At 45.8% G+C, this 4,535-nt stretch carries 4 protein-coding genes; 1 reads left to right on the top strand and 3 read right to left on the bottom strand.

Annotated features, from left to right (window positions below; translation table 11 throughout):
* The coding region (locus tag JF818_RS10015) for an MATE family efflux transporter (RefSeq protein ID WP_255528448.1) at positions 1-629 on the top strand (629 nt) is incomplete at its 5' end.
* Between the two features lie 271 nt (positions 630-900).
* On the opposite strand, the gene JF818_RS10010 is transcribed toward JF818_RS10015, so the two are convergent.
* The 3 genes from JF818_RS10010 to JF818_RS10000 form a co-directional block, all read right to left on the bottom strand.
* Positions 901-2,202 (bottom strand): ATP-binding protein, encoded by a 1,302-nt coding sequence (locus tag JF818_RS10010; RefSeq protein WP_198891871.1) that lies wholly within the window; start codon positions 2,200-2,202, stop codon positions 901-903.
* Positions 2,203-2,459: 257 nt separating this feature from the next.
* Positions 2,460-4,013 (bottom strand): glutamine-hydrolyzing GMP synthase, encoded by a 1,554-nt coding sequence (gene guaA / locus JF818_RS10005; RefSeq protein ID WP_198891870.1) that lies wholly within the window; start codon positions 4,011-4,013, stop codon positions 2,460-2,462.
* A 56-nt stretch (positions 4,014-4,069) separates the two neighbouring features.
* Positions 4,070-4,535, bottom strand: a 466-nt coding sequence (locus tag JF818_RS10000) for an ECF transporter S component (protein ID WP_198891869.1), incomplete at its 5' end; no start/stop codon positions are given.

Here is a 4,535-nt window from a genome sequence, read left to right as displayed (position 1 = left end):
TCTATGCAGTTGGCATCCCCACCATCATCATGCAAGCGATCGGAACCATCCTGATAACCAGCTTGAACAAGATCCTTATTGGTTTCTCAACATCGGCCGTGGCGGTTTTTGGTATCTATTTCCGCTTGCAATCGTTCATATTCATGCCAGTATTTGGTTTGAACACCGGTATGATACCAGTGATCGGATACAACTATGGAGCGAGAAAGCCAAAACGGATAACAGCCACCATCAAGGTGGGTTTGATCGTTGCTGTTACCATCATGGGGATTGGTACTGCCCTGTTTATCCTGTTCCCCCATATATTACTGAGCTGGTTCAATGCAACACCGGAGATGGTTGAGATCGGTATAGTTGCAATGCAACGCATCAGCTTGGGATTCACTTTGGCAGGAGTCAGTATTGTCCTGATCGCACTCTTCCAGGGAATGGGCTATGGATACCTGTCTATGATCAACTCGGTAACACGACAGCTGGTATTCCTGCTTCCAGCAGCCTATCTTCTGGGAAGATTTGTAGGACTCGATGCGCTGTGGTATTCGTTCTTCATCGCCGAGATAGCATCCTTCAGTTTGACCCTCTACTTCTTTTGGAAGATCTACAAGACGAAGATCAAGACCATGGTATAAAAGGATGATATCTACAGCAGAGCTCGAAGAATTTTTGCGGAATCCGCATTTTTTCCTCGTCTAGAATCTTCTTCATCGACAACTAAGTACATGACTGATTTAATACTTGTTGACTGCAATATACATGCATTGCATGAGAAGAGAGAGCCATTACTCACCTGATTATTCGATTACAGTCCAGTTTCGAATCAGATTGCAAGGAATCCTGGATGGTAGTATTAGCACCCTTAGATTCTACAAAATCAGACCTGTGACCTTGCTATGTACATGCTCACAGGTCTATCATGTTCTCGTCAAGCAAGAACTGCTCAATTCCTACATAGAGGATTCCATTATCATCCCTCCAGTGCTTGATGTAGTCACGTACAACTACTATCTTACTGAAGGAGTCCGGAATTCTTATTAGAGAAGCTATTTCCTGTTCCCTTTTCCTAGGGTCAGCTACGGTCAATGCAGACTGTATATAATATCGCTTACTACCGCGATTGATGATAAAGTCGACTTCAAGTTGTTTCCTGAGTTTTTTACCATCCATGGTTTTTATGTTCTGTTCAACTACACCGACATCCACGTCGAAGCCCCTACGCAGCAAATCACAGTAGAGTATATTTTCCATGATATGTGTTTCTTCTTGTTGTCTAAACCCAAGTCTGGCATTCCTGACTCCTACATCTGTGAAATAATACTTATGCGGAGTTTGGATATATTTCTTGCCCTTCACATCATAACGCTCCGCCTTACTGATGATAAATCCCTCTATAAAGTACCTTAGGTATTTATCTATAGTGGTAGAGTTGATCTTGATATGCTTTTCACTGTTGAAGGTGTTTGATAATTTCGTCGGATTTGTAAGTGAACCGATGGCTGAAGCTAAAATATTTAACATATCTTCCAAAATTTCACTATCATTTTGAATAGCATGTCTTTCTATGACATCCTTCAAATATGTGCGGGTAAAGAGATCCCGCAGATATCGACTTTTTTCTTCGTGTGATGATAAAGAGAGAACAACTGGCATGCCTCCATAGGTATAGTAATCCAACCAAGCATCGCGTTTGTCTCCCTCATAGCACTCATAGAACTCCGCGAAGGAGAGGGGATACACTCTGATCTCATCACCTCGATCCCGGAACTGGGTAAGAATATCAGTAGACAACATTCTCGAATTACTGCCGGTTACGTACACATCGGCGTTCTTTATCTTCATAAGTCCAAGTACTACATCGATGAAGGTTAATTTGGAGGTCGAGTCTTCCACATAAGGATTTTGAATTTCCGAAACAAACTGTATCTCATCAATCAGTATATAGTAGCGTCTTGACGTGTCCTTCACTTGCTCACGGATGTATTTGTCCAGTTCTATCGGATTGCGATACATTGCATTTGGTAGTTCATCCAACGCTATTCCTATAATTTGTTCGTTCTCTACGCCACATTCTCGAAGGTATTTTGTGTATATGTTAAATAGCAGATAGGATTTTCCACAACGCCGAATCCCTGTAATTATCTTTACTCTACCATTATCTTTCTTATCGATCAGTTTCTGCAAATATTGCTTTCTCGGAATAACCATGATATCACCTCAAGGAATTTTTGCGGAATCCGCATTTGTTCCTCGCTTCTATCGTACTCTTGGAATATTCATAAGTCAATATAACTCGAAGAATTTTTGCGGAATCCGCATTTTTTCTTCGTCCATATCTTTCTCCATTGACTATGCATGCAAGAGTTAACACTATGTAAGGCGATAGAATTGAGAAAAGACCCCAGCAATTGGAGTCTCTTCTCTCTTTTATTAAGAACTATATGAACTGTAATTCCCTTGTGGGATTACTCCCACTCGATAGTCCCAGGAGGTTTGCTCGTGATGTCATAGAGTACTCGGTTGACTCCCTGTACCTCATTGCAGATCCTGGCTGAAGCGTGTTGGAGCACCTCAGGGGGAAAGCGGAACCAGTCAGCAGTCATGGCATCTTCACTGGTGACGGCACGCAGGGAGCACACCTCTTCGTAGGTGCGTTCATCCCCTTGGACTCCCACGCTCTTGACCGGAAGCAAACAAGCCAAGGCCTGCCAGATATCATCATACAGATTGGCTTTACGGATCTCCTCGATAAAGATTGCATCAACATCACGCAGGGTATCCAGGCGCTCCTTGGTCACCTCGCCTACACACCTGACCCCAAGTCCAGGACCGGGGAAGGGATGACGATTCACCATCTCTTCTGGAAGACCAAGTTCTCTTCCCAACGCCCTTACCTCGTCCTTGAACAGTTCACGAAGTGGTTCGAGCAGGTCCCATTTCAGATCTTCGGGTAATCCTCCCACGTTATGGTGGCTTTTGATGGTTGCAGAAGGACCACCGGAAGGGCTCTTGCTCTCGATTACATCTGGATAGAGCGTTCCTTGGGCGAGGAAGCTGATATCCCCAGCCTTTCGAGCCTCATCATAGAAGGTATCGATAAAGATCTTACCAATAATTTTTCGCTTTGCCTCAGGTTCAGTGACTCCCTTGAGTGCGGAGAGGAATGCATCCTCAGCATCAGCATACTGGAGACGGATATTATAGTGATCCCTGAACAGTTTCAGTACCATGTCCGCCTCTCCCTTGCGCAAGAGACCGTTGTTTACAAATACACAGACCAACTGGTCGCCGATCGCCTCATGGATAAGTACCGCTGCAACAGCAGAGTCGACACCACCAGAGAGGCCACAGAGTACCTGTTTATCTCCGACCTTCTCACGAATCTCCTGGACCGCAGTGCTGATGAAGGAACCCATATCCCAGTCCTGGTTTGCCTTACAGACATCAAGGACAAAGTTCTGCAGAAATTGGTTTCCTTCTGCCGTATGTACCACCTCGGGATGGAACTGCACTCCATAGAATTGCTTTTCATCATTCTCAATGACCGTGAATGGACAGTTCGGGGTGCTGCCTGTCTGTATGAATCCCTCGGGAAGTGAGGCAACTGCATCACCGTGACTCATCCAGAGGCGGGAGTTCTCACTGATCCCCTTAAGCAGGGAAGCGTCCCTATTAAGCACGGTAAGGTCTGCGAAACCGTACTCACGTTTCAGGGGGCGCTCAACACTCCCTCCATTCTGGATGCTCATCACCTGCAAACCGTAGCAGATACCCAGGATGGGAATGCCCAGGTCATAGATTCCATCATCTGGTCTGGGCGACCCTTCAATGCGCACCGAAGAGGGGCCGCCACTGAAGATGATCCCTTTCGGTTTCATGGCTGCTAGTTCTGTTGCCTTGATGGTATAGGGAACAATCTGGCTATATACGTGCATCTCACGTACTCTACGTGCAATCAACTGGCTGTATTGAGCCCCAAAGTCTAGTACAACGATGGTGTCATGGGGGAATTGTTGCATGTGCATTCCTCTCTGTTTAGGTATAATCGGAGTATATCGAAAAGCCTCGGCAATGACTACCAAGCAAGTGAACTGACCGGGGGATACGCACGTTTCACTGCCGCCGATACCGCAAGGCCAAGTGCAAAACCTACTGCACTCTGTGCGATGTTTCCAGGAATCTCAGCTGCAGCAACACTTACTGTGCTGATAAACAAAGCAGACAGTGCAAAATACCCAAGTGATACTGTTGCGATACAAACGAAGGCTGCAAACGCTTTTCTTCCCAAGGATACAGCAGCATCTCCCTTCTTCTGGACGATCAAGGCAACCAGAAGCCCTTCCACTCCATGAACAACAAAGCTGATAGGAGCCCATTGTGCATACCCGCTGATCAGATCAGCAAGTGCCGTCCCAAGCCCTGCTGCAATGAACGCTGACCAGGGTCCAAAGGTAAAGGCGATGAAGCAGATAGCTACATCACAGAGATTCAAGTATCCTTTTGCAGTTGGGATACGCACCACCATCGTAAAGACCACTACC

The organism is Sphaerochaeta sp. S2 (genome assembly GCF_016406725.1).
GTDB lineage: Bacteria > Spirochaetota > Spirochaetia > Sphaerochaetales > Sphaerochaetaceae > Sphaerochaeta.
The sequence above is the reverse complement of the archived record's forward strand: the minus strand, read 5'-3'. Positions and strand labels throughout refer to the sequence as shown.